At 70.7% G+C, this 20,284-nt stretch carries 17 protein-coding genes; 8 read left to right on the top strand and 9 right to left on the bottom strand.

Features of this window, described 5'->3' with window-relative positions; genetic code table 11:
• Positions 1 to 4: 4 nt before the first annotated feature.
• The 4 genes from ACGFIW_RS16760 (at position 5) to ACGFIW_RS16745 (ending at position 4,276) form a co-directional block, all read left to right on the top strand.
• The gene (locus tag ACGFIW_RS16760) at positions 5 to 631 is read left to right on the top strand and encodes a restriction endonuclease (RefSeq protein ID WP_393315868.1); all 627 of its coding nucleotides are present in this window, start codon (positions 5 to 7) and stop codon (positions 629 to 631) included.
• A gap of 202 nt (positions 632 to 833) precedes the next feature.
• Complete coding sequence (locus ACGFIW_RS16755) at positions 834 to 2,240, top strand: hypothetical protein (protein WP_393315865.1); 1,407 nt, start codon at positions 834 to 836, stop codon at positions 2,238 to 2,240.
• Between the two features lie 166 nt (positions 2,241 to 2,406).
• Complete coding sequence (locus ACGFIW_RS16750; RefSeq protein ID WP_393315862.1) at positions 2,407 to 3,885, top strand: hypothetical protein; 1,479 nt, start codon at positions 2,407 to 2,409, stop codon at positions 3,883 to 3,885.
• A 52-nt stretch (positions 3,886 to 3,937) separates the two neighbouring features.
• Complete coding sequence (locus tag ACGFIW_RS16745; RefSeq protein WP_393315859.1) at positions 3,938 to 4,276, top strand: hypothetical protein; 339 nt, start codon at positions 3,938 to 3,940, stop codon at positions 4,274 to 4,276.
• Here the strand turns inward: ACGFIW_RS16745 and ACGFIW_RS16740 are convergent.
• Entirely contained in the window at positions 4,263 to 5,087 is an 825-nt protein-coding gene (locus ACGFIW_RS16740; protein ID WP_393315856.1) for a hypothetical protein, read from the bottom strand. The genes ACGFIW_RS16745 and ACGFIW_RS16740 overlap by 14 nt on opposite strands.
• A 272-nt stretch (positions 5,088 to 5,359) precedes the next feature.
• On the opposite strand from ACGFIW_RS16740, the gene ACGFIW_RS16735 reads away from it, so the two are divergent.
• Both ACGFIW_RS16735 and ACGFIW_RS16730 read left to right on the top strand, forming a co-directional pair.
• Complete coding sequence (locus ACGFIW_RS16735; RefSeq protein WP_393316470.1) at positions 5,360 to 5,797, top strand: ribonuclease domain-containing protein; 438 nt, start codon at positions 5,360 to 5,362, stop codon at positions 5,795 to 5,797.
• 76 nt (positions 5,798 to 5,873) lie between these two features.
• Positions 5,874 to 6,239 (top strand): barstar family protein, encoded by a 366-nt coding sequence (locus tag ACGFIW_RS16730; RefSeq protein WP_393315853.1) that lies wholly within the window; start codon positions 5,874 to 5,876, stop codon positions 6,237 to 6,239.
• Between the two features lie 638 nt (positions 6,240 to 6,877).
• Here ACGFIW_RS16730 and ACGFIW_RS16725 read toward each other — a convergent pair.
• The 8 genes from ACGFIW_RS16725 to ACGFIW_RS16690 all read right to left on the bottom strand — a co-directional run bounded on the left by ACGFIW_RS16725 (position 6,878) and on the right by ACGFIW_RS16690 (position 17,528).
• Complete coding sequence (locus ACGFIW_RS16725; protein ID WP_393315850.1) at positions 6,878 to 8,368, bottom strand: FAD-binding oxidoreductase; 1,491 nt, start codon at positions 8,366 to 8,368, stop codon at positions 6,878 to 6,880.
• A gap of 150 nt (positions 8,369 to 8,518) precedes the next feature.
• Positions 8,519 to 9,253, bottom strand: a complete 735-nt coding sequence (locus ACGFIW_RS16720; protein ID WP_393315847.1) for an HD domain-containing protein — start codon at positions 9,251 to 9,253, stop codon at positions 8,519 to 8,521.
• 81 nt (positions 9,254 to 9,334) lie between these two features.
• On the bottom strand, positions 9,335 to 10,684 hold the full coding sequence (locus ACGFIW_RS16715) for a polysaccharide lyase family 1 protein (RefSeq protein WP_393315844.1): 1,350 nt from the start codon (positions 10,682 to 10,684) through the stop codon (positions 9,335 to 9,337).
• Between the two features lie 65 nt (positions 10,685 to 10,749).
• Entirely contained in the window at positions 10,750 to 11,967 is a 1,218-nt protein-coding gene (locus ACGFIW_RS16710; RefSeq protein ID WP_393315841.1) for a Gfo/Idh/MocA family protein, read from the bottom strand.
• Complete coding sequence (locus ACGFIW_RS16705) at positions 11,957 to 13,450, bottom strand: mannitol dehydrogenase family protein (protein WP_393315838.1); 1,494 nt, start codon at positions 13,448 to 13,450, stop codon at positions 11,957 to 11,959. Before ACGFIW_RS16705 ends, ACGFIW_RS16710 begins: the two co-directional genes overlap by 11 nt.
• Positions 13,441 to 14,745, bottom strand: a complete 1,305-nt coding sequence (locus ACGFIW_RS16700) for an enolase C-terminal domain-like protein (RefSeq protein ID WP_393315835.1) — start codon at positions 14,743 to 14,745, stop codon at positions 13,441 to 13,443. The genes ACGFIW_RS16705 and ACGFIW_RS16700 overlap by 10 nt, the downstream gene beginning before the upstream one ends.
• Entirely contained in the window at positions 14,742 to 16,175 is a 1,434-nt protein-coding gene (gene uxaC / locus ACGFIW_RS16695; RefSeq protein WP_393315832.1) for a glucuronate isomerase, read from the bottom strand. The genes ACGFIW_RS16700 and uxaC overlap by 4 nt, the downstream gene beginning before the upstream one ends.
• 24 nt (positions 16,176 to 16,199) lie before the next feature.
• Complete coding sequence (locus ACGFIW_RS16690) at positions 16,200 to 17,528, bottom strand: Gfo/Idh/MocA family protein (protein WP_393315830.1); 1,329 nt, start codon at positions 17,526 to 17,528, stop codon at positions 16,200 to 16,202.
• A 238-nt stretch (positions 17,529 to 17,766) separates the two neighbouring features.
• Here ACGFIW_RS16690 and ACGFIW_RS16685 point away from each other — a divergent pair, with 238 nt between their 5' ends.
• Together ACGFIW_RS16685 and ACGFIW_RS16680 are read left to right on the top strand one after the other, a co-directional pair.
• Positions 17,767 to 18,912, top strand: a complete 1,146-nt coding sequence (locus tag ACGFIW_RS16685; protein ID WP_393315827.1) for a LacI family DNA-binding transcriptional regulator — start codon at positions 17,767 to 17,769, stop codon at positions 18,910 to 18,912.
• 6 nt (positions 18,913 to 18,918) lie between these two features.
• Complete coding sequence (locus ACGFIW_RS16680) at positions 18,919 to 20,256, top strand: ABC transporter substrate-binding protein (protein ID WP_393315824.1); 1,338 nt, start codon at positions 18,919 to 18,921, stop codon at positions 20,254 to 20,256.
• Positions 20,257 to 20,284: the final 28 nt, after the last annotated feature.

Here is a 20,284-nt window from a genome sequence, read left to right as displayed (position 1 = left end):
CCGCGTGTCCGGAGGCGGCAGGTCGGCCAACGGCTGGTCCCTGCTGCTCTGCGCCGTCGTCGGTCTCGTGCTCCTGCGCATGGTCATCGACTTCGTCCAGCGGCATCCATACTGGACCGCCCTCCTGCTGAGCCTCGTCCTGGCAGGGGCGACCACCGTCGGTCTCATCGCGGCGAAGCAGCGTGCCCGCGAGCGGGCCGACCAGGCTGAGCGGGACATGCTGATCGCGGTGACCGATGCGATGAGCGGGCCCGAGTTCGAGCAGTGGTTCGCGCGGATCCTTGTCGCGTCCGGGTTTCGGAACGTGCAGGTGTGCGGCGGCCCCGGTGACCGGGGAGCAGACGTCACGGCCGTCGCCCCGGACGGCCGACGCGTCGTGGCGCAGTGCAAGCGGCAGAGCATCGGCAACCGGGTGGGCAGCGCCGCCATCCAGCGGTTCGCCGGCACCTGCCGGCACATCCACCGTGGCGAGATCTGCCTGCTCGTGACGAACAGCTTCTTCACCGCGGGTGACGGCATCCAGATCGCCCGACAGCTCGACATCACGCTCGTCGACCGGCACGCACTGGAGATGTGGGCATGGACGGGAAGACCCATGCCGGAGTCCATCCCGGGAGGCGGTTCGCACTGACGCGGGGCGGCGGACAGCGGCGCGACGCCCGACGGCAGGCTGACCGTCGATGACGGCGACTACGACGGTGGTCCGGGCACCGAATGGTGCTGCGTCATTAGCCGGTGATCTGAGGAAAATTGACACCTCATCATCCATTCGGGTGCGAGGCGTACCTTTCCGGGTGAGCGTGTTGGTCCAGTGATGAAGCAGGATACGATGCGTGACCTATCCCGTCTTCTCCGGTCAGCAACAGGTTCCGTCAATGGGCAACGTGCAAGATGGTCGCCGTCCTGGTCGACCCGTGTGGCAGTGGGTGGCCGGCAACCTATTAGTGGTGGCACTGAGTTGCATCCTCGGCGGGTCCGGCTTCGTCTCTGCCGAGGACGAGTCGCCGGTGATCGGCTATGTGGCCGCGTTCTGTATTCTGGGATCGGTCCGGGCCTTCTCCGTCCCCCTGGAATGGTTCCTTGCCCGCCAGTACGCATATCGATCGATCCTCCTCAGCCACATCGTCGGGCTGGGTTTTGGACTCATGATGCTTACTGCGCCACCCACGACCCCGGCCACGGGCGACGCCCCGGTAACCGGTGGAACGGCCCTCGCCGTTTTCGCCGACTTCATGGTGGCGCTGTGTGGACTTGTCGTAGCTGCGGCCATCGCCGGCCTCCGGATCTGGCGGAACGCAGGCAAGCCTGCTCAGGTCGGCGCCCAGCGTGGGTCGCTGGCCGCGCTTCCCGCAATGTTCTGGTTCAACACGGTTCTCCTCGCCGTCGTGGCCATCTTCATGGCCCCCAGCATGGCGGCCCAGGAGGACGCAACGCTGTCGTATGGCTTCTTCGGAGGCTTCCTGGTAGCGGCGTTCCTCCGCCTGCCCGGAAGCCTGGCCGAATGGTGGCTGACGAAAAGAAAACTCCACCGGCTCGTGTACGGCGCCCACATGCTGGCTGGGTTACTCACCGCCCTCGTTGCCGTAGCGATGTTTGTAGGCCCTCCGACGAACTCCACCGCGGACCCACTTGATCCCGTCAGCTCGACGCTGGCGATCTATCTCCTTTTCAGCTCCGTCAACACGGTGTTGATTGTTCCGGTCGCCCTACCCATCAGGGCCTGGCGTCGCCGGCGTTCGGAGCGGCCGGCGATCCATGCCCAGACGACGATGTCTCCTGTCCTGCCGCCCGTCGTGGCTCCGCCCACGGTAGTGCGACCAATCGCACCCTCACCGGTCGTCCAGGTGGACCACGGTTGGCTGCGCCGACCTGCGATCCAACCCGCGCACCCGCTGCCGACGTACCCGATTGCCCCCGTGCTGCCGCACACCCCGTTGCCCCCCACCGCGCCCACGCCGGTGGTTACCGGTGCGAGCCCACCACTTCCCACGCCGCAGCCGGCGGCGGCGGACCCCACGGCAATTCATCGGCCGTCCTCTGAAGGGGGCAACGCCGTGACCAGCGAAGGGCCGGCGACCAAACTTCGGCACGAGATCGCCGTCGCAGTCGGCATTGTCGCTGGCCTCGCGAGTCTCGTTCAGGGATTCGACACCGGGGATCCCTTCCGGACCGCCGTGTTGGCTCTAACCGTTGGGGGCATCGGTCTGGCTGTCATCTACGGAACGACGGTCAAGCGGTGAGGCTTGATGCACGCCCGGCCGCCGATGACGAGGGAGAGGGTGCGCAGTCGAAACGGCGGCAAGCACTGAAAGATCATGGACAGCACATTGACAGTGCAGGAATTACTGTCCCGGCATGGCCCCGTCAATTCCGAGAAGTGTCAGTGCGAAAGACGCTGCCGATACGATGAACGGTCGTACCGGTGAGGGGTCGACGCTGCCCGCGGTGCCGAAAGACCTGGCAAGCCGACAAATGTGCTGCGCCATGCACCTGCATCCGACGTTGGCGGCGGAGGTGTTGCTGGAGTACAGCGTCGACAATCCGAAGGCATGGTGTCCCTCCTTCGGGGTGGACGCGGTGGCGCTGGTCCGGCACGCGCAGGCGGCCGACACCCATTGGCGGAAGCTGTACAGCGCTGTCGCGCTGACGCGTTACGCGGTGCTCGGTGTGGTCGCGCTCAGCATCTTCCTCCTGTGGCGCGGCGGGCTGGTGACGGCACTGTTCTCGCTACCTCTCATCGCCGTGGCGTGCGGATTCGGGTGGCGCGCGACCTTCCTCAGCCTTCAGGAGACCCGCACGGCGGCGATCAGGACCATGGCGGAGGAGGACGAGGAGGCCCTGGCCGCCCAGGTGCCGGAGGTCGGCTTGGACCTGGAAGACGAGCTCGCCGCCCTGCAGGACGCCAACATGATCGTCTTCGAGGTCTCCGCGGGCAGCCCTTTCGTTGGCAGCGGCACCGAGATCGGGCGCTGGGCCCTGCCACCCATCGATGCCGGCCGCCCGAGGGAGAAGAACCGGGACGGTACGCAGCTGCCCGCCTCCTTCTCCATCCGAGAACTGCACGACGACCTGATGCGGCTCGCTCGGTCCCGGCTCGGGCTGAGTGACATCGAGGTCACCAAGCGGATCTACGTGCGGGGGGACGTGCTGCCGGAATGCGAGGGGCTGTTCCATCCGGACGAGACACGCCCACCATCCCGGCTGGACACATCCTGGGTGGATCTGGGCAGCGACGCCCCGGGGGAACAGGCCAGAACCTATGTGTGTCTGGCGAAGAGCCTCGTGGGCGGCCAGATCGTCGTCACCCTCTTCGCCCGTTACACCCTCGACCAGGGCATTCTGTCCTGCGAGTTCGTCGCCTACGTTCTGCCACCCGTCCTTCGCGACTCCGCGCCCGCCACGGGGTTCTACGGCCTGTTCGGGGAGGATCTGAGCCCGCTTCATGGGCGCTCGGCCACCCGGGCCATGGTCATCGCGGCGTGGCGCACTCTCGTTGCCGAGTTTTTCCTGCGCTCGGACCGGGGTGTCGATCTGGCCGAGGCGCACGAGGATCGAACGCAGCGGCACTACGAGGCCCTCCAGGAGGGTCGACGCTACGACTACGGGGCACCTTTCAGCGCTCGAGAACTCGCGGCAGCGTCGAACATCGTGAGCTATTTCGAAATCGCGGATGTGCGTGACTGTCTGGTGCGGATGCAGCGAGGGGTGATCGACTGTTTGGTCGCGTTTCTTGAGGAAAAGGGCATCGATACGTCCGACATTGCCGCCGGAAGGCAGCGGATCATCAACAACATCACCAACATCGGGGAGGTGTCCGGCCGGGGCAACATCTTCGGCAACCACGGACGAATGTCTAATTTCGATCGCGATGACCACGTCGACTGATCGGTTGGTGTCCCGCAGGGCCGACCGGCGGGCGACTCGGGAGGATGAGTCTGTGAGTCAGTTCAACTTTGGCGGCGACATCAGCGGTGAGGCGAACGTTTTCGGTGACCACGCACAGGTGCACAACAGGAGCAACGACCTCAGTCGAGGTTCGGATCTCTCCGGGCTCGTCGCTGCCCTGGTCGACGAGGTTGCGAAGCACCGGACCGAGATTCGCGAGGCCGAACGGCTGACGCAGCTGGCGGGCACTGCTGCCGCCTACGCGGCGGAGCCCCGGCCCAACGTGGAGGGCATCCGCAGCCTGCTGCCGGCCCTGCTGACAGGCGCCGGAACTGTTACCGCCGTCGCCGACGCGGTTCTGCGCGTCTCCCAGGCCGTCAACAGCCTGTGATGGTCCGGCGCTGTGGTGTGGGCGCCGGGGGTGCGGTTGCTGAGCCCGCGGGGTGCTCGGTGTGGCGGAGCAGGAGCTCCGTGACCCAGCGGGCGGCTTCCTTCTGCGCGGTGAGCATCTGGTCGCGGGCGTCGGCCACGTCGCGGTCCTCGGCATGGGCGCCGAGGATCGTCGTCCACTGGCGGCTCAGCTCCTCGGCGTACCGGGCCTTACGGAGCTGCTCGTCGAATTGGTACTCCAGCGTGACCATCCGGTCGACGTGCGCCTGGAGCGCCGGCATGATCCGATCGTCGAGGCGGACGGCGGCGTCGGGGCGGCAGGTGATGACGATGTCACCTCGCTGGTAGGTCCACTCCGGTTCGTCGGCGAGCGCCTGCTGCAACGCCACCTCCAGGTCACCGGCCCGGTGCGGTGGCAGGTCCCGGGCGGCGTCGGCGGCGAGCCGGGTCAGCCGCTGGACCGCCGTCGGCTGGAAATACTGCACGTACCAGCTCAGCACCTCGGACCGCAGGCTCACCGGCGACGACCAGGCGAACGTGGCGCGGATGGAGAACGAGTAGACGTAACCCCGCGCGGGCACCACGATCAGTCGGGGCGCGTCGCGTTGCTCGACGAGCGGGCCGGACGGGGTCGGCGCGGCTGCGGAGTTGACGGGTGCCTCGTCCTGGAGGGCGGCGACCAGCCGATCCCAGCTCCGCGCCCACCACCGCCACCCGCGAACACTCACGTCGCGGGCGACGAACAGCCCGCGGATGCCCCGGTGTCGCCACTGGTCCGCGGGCCTCGGCCTCCCATCGGGGGCGTCCGTCATGGCACCCCTCCATGCTCACGGATCCGCCCGTCACGCTAACAACCGGTGACCGATATGCCCGCCGCCACGCCGATTCTGAATGAGCCGACCGTGCGGTTGCGCCCCGTCGCGTGCCGGTCAGGCGTGGACAACCTCCGGGTTGTCGGAGGTTCACTGAGCATTGGGCCGACGAGGGCTGTCGTTGTCGACAGGCATCGGCGAGACTGGGCCTGATCCGATAGTGACGCGGATCGATGAACTGGATGGTCTGGAGGCAGCCTGTGTCCACCCTCGTGTCCCCGCTGGCCACGCCCGGCGCGATCCGCCGGCGTACCACCACCCTCGCCCTGCTCCTTGCCCTGGTCGCCGCCGCGCTTGTCGGCCCGTCCGTGGTCTCTCCCCGGTTGACCGACTCGGCCTCGGCTGCGGTCTACAGCTCCTGCACCATGAGCCGCTGCGCGGACGCCCGCACCGCCCGCTCGGGCTGGTCGGCCAAGGGGTTCCCGACCAGCCGCGGCTGGTACTCCTGGAGCGGTGGGAAGTCCAATTTCGCCGGCGGGCAGTTCTACAACTACGAGGGTCAACTGCCCACCAACGCGACCTACTACGAGTACGACGTCTACCCGCGCACCCAGGGCGCCGCCCGGGACGCGTACCGGATCGTCGTGAACCGCAGCACCGGGGTCACCTGGTTCTCGCCCAACCACTACACCGACTTCTACCGACTCTGACCCACCCCGGGACCGGCCTGCCGCTCTCGGCCGGCCCCGCGCGGCAGAGTCGTCCGGCCAGCGGAGGAGGCACCTGATGTTCGACGGGGACGATTGTCGACCGCCCAGCTGGCTGATCGTCCGCCGCGATGACGCTCTGAGTGTGCCCGGCGCGGTGGTGCTGACCGGAGCGGCGAGCCGGACCAGGGCCGGGCTGTTCACCGCGCTCGCCGCGGTGCTGTCCCTGCCGGCGTACCTGGGGGACACCTGGGACGCCCTCTCCGACGTGCTCCGGGACCGGCTGGACGCCGGTCCGCTCACGTTGCTGATCGACGACGCCGGTCAGCTGTTGGCCGATGAGCCGGCCGATCAGTACGCCCTGTTGTTCACCGTCCTTGGCGACCTCGCCGCCACCGCCCCGCACCCGTTGCGCGTCGTTCTCGACGAGCCCGCGTCCTCCTGACGCCCGCGGGACGACTGTGGGGGTGCTCAGTTCCCGACAGTCCGGGCCGCGTCCGAGCACGTGGCGGTGGCGGTGACGCTCGGGTGACGGGCCCTCCGCGATCCTCGTGCCGAACCGGGCAGGGCGCACCGGCATGGGCAACGGGGAGGTCGCGCGGTGGGCTTCGTCGCCGGGGTGCTGGTGCGGTTGGCCGATCCCGGCACCGGTGCCTGCTCTAGTTTCGCCTCGCCTCGCCTCGCCTCGCCCGGCCCTCGCCCGGCCCGGCTCGGCCTCAGCCCGGCGACGCCGGCTGTCTCCGCGTCCTTTGCTCTGCACCTGCGGAGGCGCCAGCTACAGACCGTGAGTGTCGCCTCCGCGGGTGCAGAGCAAAGGACCGCACAAGGTGGGACGGGGCGGGGGCTGGGCACGAGGTGGGTTGGGGTTGCGGCAGATGGGTTGGGGTTGGGGCTGCGGCACGGTCCCGGCCCTCGCCGCCGGCAACCTGGTGGTGCTCAAGCCCGCCGAGTTGACCCCGCTTGGGTTGGGGTGGCGGCAAGGTGGGGCGGGGTGGGGTGGGCTATGCACAAGGTGGGTGGGTGGGCGAGGTTGGTGGTGGCCGGCGGCGTGGGTGGTGTCACCCTCGCCGTCGGCCAGCCGGGTCAGTGGGTCGCGGGCGGGATGCTCTGCTCGTACTGGAAGACGTTGTGCGGGTCGTACTTCGCCTTGATCTTGCGCAGCCGTGGGAAGTTGCGCCCCCAGTAGGCTTCCTCCCACTCCGCCATGCCGATGTTCGGCACGTTGACGTAGGCGCCGTCCACATAGGGCCGCAGCGCCAGGCTGAACTCGGCGATCCATGCCTGGGCGATCGGGGTGATGGCGTCGTCGCTGTCCGGCTCGCCGCGAGTGCCCCAGCCCGCGCCGGGCTCGGAGTAGAAGAGCGCGTCGCGGTGCGCGAACGCCGCCCCACCGAAGGGCTCCTGCCGTTGGGCTCCGCGGCCAAAGGCCTGACTGAAGAAGTTGCTGTCCGGCGACGGAGCCTTCTCCATGAACCGGCGGACGATGCTGATCGCCTCTGCCGGGAAGGGCTCCCTGGTGAACTGTGAGTAGAACTTCCACTTTGCCGGGTCGTCGGCGCTCGGGACCTGGAATCCGGCGTACGTCTCGCTCCAGCCGCCGACCTGTACGGTGACCTCGGGGTCGCCGATGGAGAGGAGCGGTTCCAGCAGCCTCCTCGCCTCGGCCTCCGAACCCTCGGCGAGCACCGCGAACAGCAGGATCTTGTCCGGGTGGACCTCGACCTGAGTGCCGAGGCGAGGGTCGGCGAACGGTGCGGTGTGCTGCCAAATGTCGAAGATGTCGTGCAGGTTGTCGAGGCCCGGCCAGGTCGCCTGCAGGTAGGCGACGCTCTCCAGCGGGGCCACCTGGTAGGTCAGGGACGTGACGATCCCGAAGTTGCCGTTTCCGGCGCCGCGCAGCGCCCAGAGCAGGTCCGCGTGGTTCCACGGGTCCACCTGGAGCACCTTGGCGCCGTCGGCCCCCGCCGCGACGACGATCTCCACGCCGATCAGGTTGTCGCAGGCCATGCCGATGTAGCGGGTGAGGAAACCGAGACCGCCCCCGAGAGTCGCACCGGACAGGCCGACGGTCCCCTCGCCTCCGGTCGTCGCCGCCAGGTCGTACTCCCCGAGTGCGGCGACCGCCTCGGACTGGGTGAGCCCCGCGCCGAGCTTCGCCTTGCGGGCGGCCGGGTCGATGTGGACGTCCTTCAGCTCACTGACGTCGATCACAATGCCGTTGTCGACGTTCGACCAGCCTTCCAGGCTGTGCCGACCGCTGCGTACCCGCAGCGCGACGTCGTGCTGCCGAGCCCAGGTGAGGGCGTTGACGACGTCCTGGGTCTCCTGGGCGAAGACGATCACCAGTGGGTAGCGCACGAACAGCTCGTCCCAGCCGAGGCTCGCCTCCGCGTAGTTGGGGCTCTGGGGACGGACGATCCGGCCGGTCAACCTGGCGGGCGGGAACTTCTCACCACCAGTGGACGGGCCGTCCGCCGCCAACGCCGAACTGCCGGCAATCACTGCGGGGAGGGCGACCGCTCCGGCGCCGACGGCCGTCGCCTTGAGCAGGTCGCGACGAGAAAGGTCGCGCATGGTCCGAGTCCTCTCGATCGGGGTTACGTCAGCAACTTCGACCAAGAGGACTTTCGCCTCCCAACTGACGCAAAATCACCGTAATGCCGCAGGCTGCGGCAAAGATCCGAGAACTTGTCACGGAACCCGGTCGGGTGATCCGGAGGCCGGTCAGGTGGAGGTGGAGTGCGCGGGCTGGTCCAGGATGGCGCTGAACCGCTCCTCGGCGAGGTCGAGCTGCCCGAAGATGTGTCGCTTCACCGCCGGCGACAACGGTGTGTCCGGCCGGCCGATCAGGTCCCGGAAGACCGGCACCAGCGGCCGGTACTTCCGGGCCGACGAGACGACCTTCGGCCCGACCGTGTGGATCACCCCGACGCCGTTGTCGGTGAAGTCCGACACCTTGATCACCCGAGCCCAGGGCTCCCGGTCCAGGCTGACCGCCAGGTGCTCCCGGTACTGCGTGTTGCGGTCCCGCTCGGGGTCGTACACCGGGTTGGTGACGGCGGCGACGAGCGTCGCGACGCGCGTGCCGAACCGCGCGGCGAGCGCCGCCAGCGCGGCCGCGGTCGGGTCGGGGCCGGCGTCGCCGTCGGCCAGCTCGGCCGGGTGGTCCTCGACGGCGTCGTGCAGCAGGCCGGCGACGATCACGTCCACGTCGCGCACCTGGTAGTGGTGCATCAACCGGATCGCCACCCGCAACAGGTGGTTGAGGTACGGCTCGCGAACGCGCCGGTCGTCGCGGTGCAACTCGGCGGCCAGGTCGAGCGCGGCGGTCAACCGCTCGCGGGCGGCGTCGTCGAACTGCCGGACCTCCAACCGGAAGCGCTCCAGCAGGCCCGGTTCGCCGTGGATCTCGGTGATCGCGTGCATCGGCATGCTGCCCAGGTGCGGCGGGAAGTCCATGCGTCACTTATAGCCGATCTTCACCACATCGATGAGCCCTTACGTCGCCGACCCGACCGCGAGTGCGGGCGCGCCGCGCCGTCAGATCGGCAACCGGTCGGCGCCGGCGAGCGGGCCCACCAGCAGGGGCACCAGCGGGGCCGGTAGGACGGGTTCGCGGCGCAGGGTGGGCGTCCATCCCGCGTCGGCTCCCAGGTCCGGGTCATGGCTCGCGTTGTACGCCGCCAACAGGTCGACCGGCCGGGCCGGACCATCGCCCCGGCGCACCCAGGAGCCCCGCTCGGTCAGCGTGGTGCCACCCCAGTCGTAGAGCAGGTCGGCCGGGTCGACAAGCGCGTCCAGGGTGAAGAAGTTGTTCTGTGCGTAGATGGCCGACTGGACCCCGACGCCGAGGGCGTACTGGAAGTCGCTCCCGCCGAGCCGGTAGTGGTTGTTGTAGACGTCGACCTGACCGAACCGCACCCGGGGCAGCCGTTGCAGGACGCCATCGAAGAGGTTGTGGTGCAGGGTGACCCGCAGCCGGCCCACGTCCGGGCCGACGGTGTTGGACGAGCCGATCAACAGCAGCTTGTCCCGTCCGGTGAAGCGGTTCCAGGACGCGGTGACCAGGCTGGCGGTGTGCGTGACGTCCAACGACCCGTCGTGCACCTGGTAGGGCCGCCCGAAGTAGACAGGCTGGGCGCTGTCCGGGTTGTCGCCGTCGGTGAAGGTGTTGTGGTCGACCCAGACGTGCTCGCTGCGGCGGACCGAGATCTGGTCGTACTGGCTGTTCCAGTTGCCGGCCTCGCCGTCGGTCGGCGACCAGGCGGGGAAGCAGTCCCGGGCGTCGACGAGGGTCAGATTGCGGACGATGACGTTCGACGCCCGGTCGATCATGAGGGTGAGCCCGGTCAGTCGCGCACCGCGCAGCCCGACGATGGTGGTGTTCGGGCCGACGTTGAGCTGGGTCTGCCGGGTCTGGTTGGTCACCGAGCGCACCCGGGCCTCCTCCAGCGGCCCGGCCGGTGCCACTCGACCCCACACCGCCGGGTCGTACGCGGCCAGGTAGGCGTCCAACCGGTACCCCGGGTCGGCCAGGTCGGCGCAGCTCAGCGACGTGCCGTCCGGCCCTTCGAAGCCGTCGACGGCACCGTCGACGTAGATGAGCTTCGGCGTGGCGTCGGCGGCGTTGCTGGCGTTGTCACCGCCCAGGGCGGCGATCAGCTCGGCCCGGCTGCGCACCACCCGGGTCCGTTCGGGGGTGGCCGTCGAGCCGCCGGTGGTGCCGGCACCCTCGGCGGCCCAGCCGTCCCGCTCGGGCAGGGCCTGCCGGCCGAGGTGACGTGCCGGCCAGGAGAGCCGCTCGGTGGACCGGACGTCGGCGCGGGCGGCGCCCGGTGCGGCGACGAACAGGAGGGCGAGCACCAGCACGCCGAGGAGGGGTCTGCGCATCGCTGTGGTCCCTTCACAGTCTGACGAACTGTCCGATGAGGCCCGCCGGAGTCGGGGCGGACCCCCTATCCCGTCACGTCCGCGCGGTACCCGGCGCTCGCCCACGGCACCGCCAACTCGCTCGGCAGCGCCCCCCGCTCGGCCGACCGACGCAACACGTCGACCACGCCGCGCAGGTGGCGCACCCGTTGCCCGCCCGCCCCGACGTCTGTCACCAGGTCGCCGTCGAGCAGTCGCGGCTCCGGCGCGGACCGCAACGCGTCAAGCAGCGCGGTGAACGGCGCGGTACGGGCCAGCGGGGCGATCAGCGGCACCCCCGTCGGGTCGACCCGGTGCGCGAGCAGGTTCTCCAGCAACCCCTGCCGCCCCGGCACGCGGCGGGTCACCACGTCCCCGGGCAGCCGCAGCCGGTCGGTCGGGTATTCCAGCACCGCCTGGCCCGCCGTGCCGGTCACCACCACCTCGCCCGCCACGAACTCCTCAGCGGCCAGGGTCACCGCCACCAGCACGGGTGGGCCGGCGCGGAACAGGACCCGCAGCACTGCGGTGTCCTCCACCTCGATCGGCCGGACCCGGTAGCGCTCCACCTCGATCACGGCCGGCCAGGGCGTCGCCCCGCCGAGCGCCTCGCCGATCGCCAGGCACTGCATCACCGCGTGCGCGAGCGGGTTGACGAGTGCGCCGTCCAGCACCGGCCGACCGTCCAGGCTTCGTCGACCGGCCCAGGGGGACCGGGCGTAGTAGGCGTCCGGCCGTTGCCAGGCGGCGACACTGGAGATGCCGGTGACCGTACCCAGCCGGCCGGCGGCCAACGCGTCGGTCAGCGCGGTGAGCGCGGCCGAGCCGAGCGCCTGGAAGCCGACCTGGGCGACCCGGCCGGCGGCGGCGAGAGCCCGGGTCAGCTCCTCGTGCTCGGCCAGCGACAACACCGGCGGCTTCTCCAGCAGCAGGTCCGCACCGCTGGTCAGGGCGTCCCGGGCGATCGCCAGGTGGGTGTGCGGCGGCGTGCAGATCACCACCACCTCGGGGCGGGTGGCGGCGAGCATCGCCCGGTGGTCGGTGAACATTTTGACCCCGGGCGGCACCGGCGCCGCCGGATCGTCCTCCACCGGCCGGACGTCGACCAGGGCGACAAGCCGTAACCGGCCGGCGGCGTGCAACGGCGCGAGCACCCGCCGGTGCCAGCGACCGTGCCCGTTCGCCCCGATCACCGCCACCCGGGGCGACGGCGCTGTCGCCCCGCCGGTCACCGCGCACCGACCGGCGGTGGACTCACCGGGCACCGGCCAGGGTGGCCTCGACGCCGTGTCGTCCCAGCGCGGTCAGCCAGGCGGTCACCTCGGCGCGGACCTCGTCGTCGGCGGCCACCTCCTCCGGGACGACCTCACGCAGTGCGAAGACGGCGTCCACCGCGCCGGCCGGGGTCTGCGCGCCGGCGTCCAGGGCGGCCCGGATCGGCCCGGCGAGGGGATCCTGCAACGGCAGCGGGCGGCCGTCGTCGGCGTACCCCAGCGCGAAGCGCAACCAGGACGCCACGACGAGCGCACCCCAGCGCGCGGACCGGCCGGACGCGCGCAGGTCGACGATGGTGTGCAGGATCCGCTGCGGCAGCTTCTGCGAGCCGTCCAACGCCACCTGGAGGGTGCGGTGGTGGATCGCCGGGTTGCCGAACCGGGCGAGGACCTGCTCACCGTAGTCGACCACCCGGACCCCGTCCGGCGGGGTGAAGCTGGCCGCGACGTCCTCGGCGATCAACCGACGCAGCACGTCGGCCAGGTGCGGGATCTCCAGCGCCTCGGCGATCGTCTCCCGACCGGCCAGCGCGCCGAGGTACGCCACGGCCGAGTGCACGCCGTTGAGGGCGCGCAGCTTCAACCGCTCCCACGGGCCGGCGTCGTCGGTCAGCACCGCGCCGGCGTGCTCCCAGCCGGGCCGGCCGCCGGGGAAGTCGTCCTCGATCACCCACTGCGCGTACGGCTCGGCGGCCACCGCGGCCAGATCGGTCACGCCGAGCGCCCGGCGGGCCGTGTCGATCGTCTCCGGGGTGCTGGCCGGCACGATCCGGTCGACCATGGTGCCCGGGCAGGTGACGTTGCCGGCCACCCACTCGACAAGCCCGGCGGGCACCTGAGCGGCCCGGCCGACCGCCTGGTCGAGCATGCCGCGCAGTCGTCGCCCGTTGGCCGGCAGGTTGTCGCAGCTCACCAGGGCCACCGGCCCGGCGTCCGCGGCGGCCCGCGCGGCCAGCCCTCGCAGCAGCAACCCGGGTACGGTGGTCGGCGGTCGGCCGCCGGCCAGGTCGGCCGCGAGCGCCGAGTCCGGGGAAAGCCGCCCGGTCACCGGGTCGAGCTGGTAGGCCTTCTCGGTGACGGTCAACGTCACCACCCGCACGGCCGGATCGGCGAGCAGCGCCACCACGGCGTCCGGGTCGTGCGGGGCGTGCCGTACGCCGCTCAGCGCGCCCACCACCCGGGTCTCGCTGCCGGTGGCGGAGAGGGTGCTGACACTGAAGAGGTTGTCCTGGGCGGCGAGTGCCTCGACCACGGCGGTGCTGCGCGGTGCGACGGCCACGATGCCCCAGTCGCCGCCGGCCGCGCCGACCGCCGCCTCGGTGTAGACGGCCTGGTGTGCCCGGTGGAACGCCCCCAGCCCCAGATGGACGATGCCGGTCGGCACGGTGCCCGGCCGGACCAGGGGACGGGACTCGACGGGCAGGTGGCGCAGCACCCCCAGGCCGAGGCGGGACGCGCCGACGGTCACCGCCATGCCGGACCGTCCGGGAAGCGGAACTCGGCGATCGACGCCGGTTTCATGGTGGCGCTGTAGCCGGGCCGCTCGGGCAGCAGGTAGCGGCCACCGCGGGTGCGGACCGGGTCGACGAAGTGCTCGTGCAGGTGGTCGACGTATTCGATCATCCGTCCGTCCAGGCCGGCGCCCACCCGCAGGTAGTCGAAGATCGCCAGGTGCTGGACGTACTCGCAGAGGCCGACGCCACCGGCGTGCGGGCAGACCGGCACCCCGAACTTCGCCGCCAGCAGCAGCTCGGCGAGGACCTCGTTGACGCCGGCGACCCGACACGCGTCGACCTGCATCACGCCGATCGCCTCGGCCTGCAACAACTGCTTGAAGATCACCCGGTTGGCGGCCACCTCGCCGGTGGCCACCCGGCACCGCCCGCCGGTCAGCTCGTCGACCGCCCGGGCGATCCGGGCGTGGCCCAGGATGTCGTCGGCGTGGGTCGGCTCCTCGATCCAGTACGGGTCCACCTCGGCCAGTGTGGCCATCGCGGTGATCGCCTCGTCCACGCCCCAGACCTGGTTGGCGTCCATCATCAACAGGGCGTCCGGGCCGATCTCCGCCCGGATGATCCGGGCCCGCCGCAGGTCGTCGGCGAGCGGGCCGCCGACCTTCATCTTCATCGCCCGCCAGCCCTCGTCGTACGCCTGCCGGGTCAGCGCGCGCACCTTGTCGTCGGGGTAGCCGAGCCAGCCGACCGAGGTCGTGTACGACGGGAAACCGTCACGTTCGAGCGTGGCCAGCCGGTCGGCCAGGCCGTCGCGTCCCTTGTCCAGGATGGTCGCAGCCTCGTCCGGGGTGAGCGCGTCGCTGATGTGCGTGAAGTCGACGCTGGCCACCAGCTCGTCGGTGGGCAGCTCGGCGAGGAACCGCCACATCGGCTTGCCGGCGAGGGTGGCCCGCAGGTCCCAGACCGCGTTGACGAGCGCGCCGGTCGCCATGTGGATGACGCCCTTCTCGGGCCCCAGCCACCGTAGCTGCGCGTCGGCGCTGAGTGCGCGGCAGAACGCCACCGGCTCGGCCGTGATCTCCTCGATCGTGCGTCCCCGCACGTGGTGGGCCAGGGCGCGGACCGCCGCGCAGGTGATCTCGTTGCCACGACCGTTGGTGAAGGTGAACCCCGCGCCGGTCGCCCCGGCGTCGGTGCCCAACTCCACGTACGTCGCCGAGTAGTCGCCGCGGTTGATCGCGTCGGAGCCGTCGCCCCGGGCGGCGGTCGGGAACCGCACGTCGTGCACCTCGACGGAGGTGATGGTGATGCTCACTTGGTGGTGCCTCCGAAGTTGAAGACCCGTTTGGGCAGCCGGTACGCCAGGTCGACGATGGTCTCGGCGGCCTCGTCCATCGGCAGTCGGTGCTCGGCGACGAGGCGGGCCAGGAAGCCGGCGTCCACCCGACGGGCCACGTCGTGGCGGACCGGGATGGAGCAGAACGCCCGGGTGTCGTCGACGAAACCGGTGGTGTTGTAGAAACCGGCGCTCTCGGTGACCGCCTCCCGGAACCGGCGCAGCACCTCGGGGGAGTCCAGGAACCACCAGGGCGCGCCGAGCAGCACGGCGGCGTACCCGCCCGCGAGGGGCGCCAACTCGCGGGTGAAGGTGTCCTCGTCGAGGGTGTAGAGCACCAGCCGCAGCCGGGGGTCGTTGCCGTAGCGCTCCAGCAGGGGGGCGAGCGCGTGCACGTACTCGGTGGCCTGGGGAATGTCGCCGCCGACGTCGCGGCCGTGCCGGGCGTGCAGCCACCGGTTGTGGTTGCGGACCGCGCCGGGGTGCAGCTGCATGACCAGGCCGTCGTCGAGCGACATCCGGGCGAACTCCATGAGCATGTGCGCCCGGAACGCCTCCGCGTCGGCGGCGTCGGCCGTGCCGCGCCGGCCCCGGTCGTACAGGCGCTCGGCCTCGGCCGGGGTCAGGTCCAGCGTGCGCGCGGTGGGGTGGCCGTGGTCGGAGGACGTGGCGCCGGCGGCGACGAACGCGGCCCGCCGGGCCCGCAGCGCGGCCAGGTAGCCGGCGTACGTGCCGGTGTCCTCGCCGGCCCGCTCGCCGAGCCGGTCCACATTGCTTGCCCAGCCGTCGTACTCCATGTCCACCACGTCGTCCGGGCGGAACGTGGTGACTACCCGGCCGCCCGGCCCGCCCCAGCCGTCGGCGGCGAGCTTGGCGTGCTGGCCCAGGTCGTCGAGTGGCGACTCGGTGGTGGCGAGGACCTCGATGCCGAACCGCTCGAACAGTGCCCGGGGCCGGAAGTCCGGCTCGGCGAGCCGGGCCGCGATCTCGTCGTAGAGGGCGTCGGCGGTGGCCGGGCGAAGCGGCGTGTGCACCCCGAACACGGTGCGGAAGGTCTGCTCCAGCCAGAGCCGCGACGGGGTGCCCCGGAACAGGTGCCAGTGCGCGGCGAAGCGTCGCCAGATCACCCGGCCGTCGGTCTCCACCGGGCTGCCGTCACGGGTGGGCACACCCAGCTCCGCCGGGGGGACGCCCTGACTGAGCAGCATCCGGGTCAGGTAGTGGTCCGGCACGATGAGCAGCCGCGCCGGGTCCGGGAAGGGTTGGTCCTCGGCCAGCAGGGCCGGGTCGACGTGCCCGTGCGGCGAGATGATGGGTTGCTCCGCCGCGAGGGCGTACAGCTCTCGGGCCAGGGCGCGCTGGCCCGGTTCGGAGGGCAGGAGCAGGTCGGTGTGGTCGGACGTCGGCACGGGGATGGGCTCCTCGTCTCCTGGTCAGCGGGGGGTGAGCAGGTCGGCGACCCGGACCGGTTGACCGGTCTCGAAGGACCGGTTGGCCGCCAGGCCGGTGAGCAGGGCCAGAGCGCCGTCGTCGGCGGTCGCGGCGCGGTCCAACGGGTCGGGTCGACCCCCGAGGAGCACCCCGGTCATCCGGGCGTCCGCGCCACCGTGGCCCTGCCGGGTGCGGCCCTCGACGGGGATCCGCCGGGGCGGTGCCCAGAACGGGCGCAGGGTGAGTGTCGCACCGCCGCCCTCGGCCGGCGCCTCGGTGCCGTGCAGGGCGGCACCCTTGACCGCGCCGGCGGTGCCCCGGTCGACGAAGTCGTTCTCGGTCACCTCCAGCTCCAGCCGGCCGCGACTGCCGTTGATCATCACCCGGTAGCCCTCCCAGGGAGCGTAGGCGGTGAGGTGGTAGGTCATCGTGGCACCGGTGGAGTAGCGGGCGAGCACCGCCATGTCGTCCTCGATGGTGACTCCGGGGGCGAACACGTTGCGGTCGCGTTGGTAGCCATCCTCCGCCTCGGCATCGAGGTACAGCTCGCGCAGCCGGGGATGGGCGTCCAACCGCAGCGCGAACGGGTCGTCGGCCGCGTCCGGGGAGCCGTGTGCCCGGTCGTAGTCGCGGGCGTAGCCGTGCCGGCGGCCACCGTCGCCGTAGAAGAAGAGCCGACCGGCCGCGTACACCTGCACGGGGGTGGCCGCCAGCCACCAGTTGACCAGGTCGAAGTGGTGACTGGCCTTGTGCACCATCAGCCCGCCGGAGGTGGCCTTGTCGCGGTGCCAGCGGCGGAAGTAGTCCGCACCGTGGCGCACGTCGAGCAGCCACTCGAAGTGCACCGAGCCGATCTCGCCGACGGCGCCCTCGGCGAGCAGCCGGCGGACCTGCTCGTGCAGCGGGTTGTAGCGGTAGTTGAACGCCACTGTCACCCGACCGCCGGTCTCGGTGACGGCGTCGAGGATGCGCCGGCAGCGCGGCACGTCCACGGTCATCGGCTTCTCGGTGATCACCTCCCGGCCGGCGCGCAGCGCGGCCACCACGTACTCGTCGTGGGTGACGTCCACGCTGGTGACCAGGACGACGTCGACACGCTCGGAGTCCAGCATGGCCGCGAAGTCACCGGCCGGGTAGGTCGGCACCGGGCGGTGGCCCAGCTCGGCGAGCCAGCGGTTGTGCGCGTCCATCCGGGCCTGGTTGACGTCGGCGAAGGCGACCAGCTCGGTGGTGTCGGCGTGGTCGAGCACCAACGCCCGCACGAACATCTCCGCCCGCGCGCCGGTGCCCACGATGGCGTACCGGACCCGCCCGTCGGCTCTCGGTGACATGCGCTCGCCTTCCCGGTGACTCTGCAAAGGTTTGCAGTGAAGTAATCACGATCAATATGATCGCGTCAACGACGATGCTGCGATCGGTGGTAAATATCCGCGTTTGTGGGGCGGAACGTCACGGTGCGAAACGTGGACGTAGCACATCCGCAGACATTGACCGTTGACACTGGCGCAACCGTTTGCATTAATGGGCCACACCCGCGTGACCGCCACCACATCGGACGAAGGGCCCGCCGTGCCAGTCACCATCCGGGACGTCGCCCGGGCGTCCGGCGTGCACATCTCCACCGTGTCCCGCACCTTCTCCGCTCCGCACCTGGTCAACCCGGACACCCGGATCCGGGTGTTGGCGTGCGCGGAGGATCTGGGCTATCGGCCGAACCGGGCCGCCCGCGCACTGATCACCGGGCGTACGCACAACATCGGGCTGATCATCGCCGACATCGCGAACCCGTTCTTCCCACCGCTGATCAAGGCGGCGGAGAGTCAGGCCCGTCAGCGCGACTACCACGTCTTCGTGGCCGACACCAACGAGGACCCGGCCACCGAGGAGGAGTTGGTCCACGCGTTGGCCAAGCAGGTGGACGGTGTGCTGCTGTGCAGCCCGCGGATGAGCAACAGCCTGATCGAGCAGCTCAGCCGTGAGGTGCCACTGGTGGTGGTGAACCGCCAGGTGACCGGCCTGCCCTGCGTGCTGATGGACGTCGGGCAGGGCGCCCGCGCCGCGGTCGAGCACCTGGTCGGCCTGGGCCATCGCCACCTCGCGCTGCTCGGGGGCCCGCGTAGCTCGTGGACCAACCGGGAGATGCGCCGGGCCGCCGGCACCGCCGCCCGGGCCGGTGGCGCGGAGCTGACCGTGCTCGGCCCGAACGCGCCCACCGTGACCGGCGGTTCCGCGGTCGCCGAGCAGGTGCGACGCAGTGGTGTGTCGGCCGTGCTCGCCTACAACGACCTGATGGCGATCGGCCTCATCGAAGGGCTGGACGCGCTCGGGATCCGGGTGCCGCGGGAGGTGAGCGTCGTCGGGGTCGACGACATCACCCTGAGCCGGCTCACCCGCCCCAAACTGACAACGGTGGCCACCCCCACCGCGACCGCTGGCCGGACGGCCGTCGACATGCTGTTGCAACAGGACATCGAGTCACCGCGCGGCCCGCGGGGGCCCGGTGCCGGCACGGCGCTCGGCGTCCGTCGTACCACCGCACAGGTAATGCTCCAGACCGACCTGGTCATCCGCGACTCGACCGGCCCGGGCCCGCACGCCCGACCGGCACGTCCCCCGGCCGCACCGCTCGGCCCGGACCCCGCATCGCCCCGCGGGCCCGAACAATCCCGAGCGTGGCCACCGGTGACGCCGTCGCCTCCCACCGCCGAGGAGTGAGCGCACATGCACCCCACCTCTGACGTGCCCGTCGGGCGCATCGACCGTATCCCGCTGTCTCGGCGGCGTCTGCTGCGCGGCCTGCTCGCCATGACGGTCGCCGCGCCGCTGCTGGCCGGGGCCGCCGCGTGCGGCGACGACGACGGCGGTGCCGCCGACCCGAACGCCCCGGTCAAGCTCTCCGTCTTCTGGTGGGGCGGCGACGCCCGGGCCAAGCTGACCGAGGACGCCCTCGCGCTCTACACCAAGAAGCATCCGAACGTGACCTTCGAGACGACCTGGCAGGCCAACCAGGGCTACTTCGACAAGCTGGCCACCCTCACGGCGGGCGGCAACCCACCGGACCTGTTCCAGATCGACGACAACTACCTGGCCGAGTACGCGGCCCGCAACACCACGCTCGACCTGACCTCCTACCAGAAGTCGGGGAAACTGGACACCTCCAAATTCCCGGAGAGCCTCTGGCAGTACGGCGTGGTCGACGGCAAGCTCGCCGGGCTGGCCGCCGGGGAGAACACCCAGGGCCTGGTCTACAACAAGACGCTGCTGAAGACGCACAACCTGCCCGAGCCGACCACCGGGATGACCTGGGAGCAGCACATCGCCTGGGCCGAGCAGGTCACCGCCACGACGAAGGTGCCCGGCACCCAGGACCCGAGCGCCGACTACAAGGCGTTCTGGGTGTGGCTGCGCCAGCAGGGCAAGGACCTCTACAAGGGTAAGGAGCTGGGTTTCACCGCCGCGGACGTGACCACGTGGTTCGACCTGTGGAAGGGCGCCCGGGACCGTCGGGCCACGCCGACCGCCGACGTCATCCACGAGGGCAACTCCAGCGACGTCACCAAGCAACTGGTGGTCACCGGCAAGGCCGGGACCTCCTGGGTGTGGGCCAACCAGATGCCGGACCTGAAGAAGAACACCAAGGACGAGCTGGGCGTGATCGCGTACCCCGGTGATCCGAGCGCGCAGTGGGCCCGGGCCTCGATGTACTGGTCGGTGTTCAAGGGCAGCAAGAACAGGGACGTCGCCGTCGACGTGATCAACTTTTTGAACAACGACCAGGAGGCGGTCACGCTGCTCGGCACCGACCGGGGCCTGCCGTCCAACCTGGACCTGCGCCGGGTGGTCAGCGAGGGCACCAGCGACCCGGCCATGAAACAGTCGATCGCCGTCGAGGCGGAGCTGACCCAGAAGTTCGGCAAGTCGCCGCAGGTGCCGATCAAGGGGCACAGCAAGGTCAAGTCCGAGCTGATCAAGGCCGCCGAGAACGCGCAGTACGGCCGGGTGAGCACCGCCGAGGCCGCCGCCCAGTTCCTCGCGGCGTGCACGTCCGCCATCGCCTGAGCGCCCACCAGCCGAGGAGAGGAGCCGT

Source organism: Micromonospora sp. NPDC048935 (assembly GCF_043197875.1).
In the GTDB taxonomy this organism is placed as follows: domain Bacteria; phylum Actinomycetota; class Actinomycetes; order Mycobacteriales; family Micromonosporaceae; genus Micromonospora.
The sequence above is the reverse complement of the archived record's forward strand: the minus strand, read 5'-3'. Positions and strand labels throughout refer to the sequence as shown.

Bases quoted from the DNA above. Each gene is read 5' to 3' on its own strand.
- ACGFIW_RS16715 (WP_393315844.1), bottom strand. From the start codon at position 10,684: ATGCGCAGACCCCTCCTCGGCGTGCTGGTGCTCGCCCTCCTGTTCGTC.
- ACGFIW_RS16720 (WP_393315847.1), bottom strand. From the start codon at position 9,253: ATGGACTTCCCGCCGCACCTGGGCAGCATGCCGATGCACGCGATCACC.
- ACGFIW_RS16730 (WP_393315853.1), top strand. From the start codon at position 5,874: ATGTTCGACGGGGACGATTGTCGACCGCCCAGCTGGCTGATCGTCCGC.
- ACGFIW_RS16750 (WP_393315862.1), top strand. From the start codon at position 2,407: ATGAACGGTCGTACCGGTGAGGGGTCGACGCTGCCCGCGGTGCCGAAA.
- ACGFIW_RS16740 (WP_393315856.1), bottom strand. From the start codon at position 5,087: ATGACGGACGCCCCCGATGGGAGGCCGAGGCCCGCGGACCAGTGGCGA.
- ACGFIW_RS16725 (WP_393315850.1), bottom strand. From the start codon at position 8,368: ATGCGCGACCTTTCTCGTCGCGACCTGCTCAAGGCGACGGCCGTCGGC.
- ACGFIW_RS16705 (WP_393315838.1), bottom strand. From the start codon at position 13,450: ATGGCGGTGACCGTCGGCGCGTCCCGCCTCGGCCTGGGGGTGCTGCGC.
- ACGFIW_RS16680 (WP_393315824.1), top strand. From the start codon at position 18,919: ATGCACCCCACCTCTGACGTGCCCGTCGGGCGCATCGACCGTATCCCG.
- ACGFIW_RS16690 (WP_393315830.1), bottom strand. From the start codon at position 17,528: ATGTCACCGAGAGCCGACGGGCGGGTCCGGTACGCCATCGTGGGCACC.